The sequence below is a fragment of the Komagataeibacter intermedius TF2 genome, from assembly GCF_000964425.1.
GTDB classification, from domain to species: Bacteria; Pseudomonadota; Alphaproteobacteria; order Acetobacterales; family Acetobacteraceae; genus Komagataeibacter; species Komagataeibacter intermedius.
Window position 1 is genome coordinate 1 of record NZ_BANF01000314.1, and the last position, 218, is coordinate 218.

The 218-nt window shown below is 54.1% G+C and carries 1 protein-coding gene; it reads right to left on the bottom strand.

Annotated features, from left to right (window positions below):
* A partial coding sequence (locus B7449_RS17305; protein WP_048883917.1) for a Tn3 family transposase occupies positions 1-218 on the bottom strand: 218 nt, incomplete at both ends.

Sequence of the window (218 nt, forward strand, 5' to 3'; positions counted from 1 at the left end):
TTCCGCTCTTTCAGATCCCGTATCCTGGGCGCAAATCGATAACCGAAGAATGGCATCAGCCCGAAAACATGATCTGACGCCCCACCCGTGTCGGTATAATGCTCTTCAATGGAAAGCCCGTTGGCATGATACAGCAGCCCATCCAGAACATAGGGTGCTTCACCGGCCGTCGCCGCAATCACCCGGGTCGAAAACGGATCATACTGATCGGAGATGTG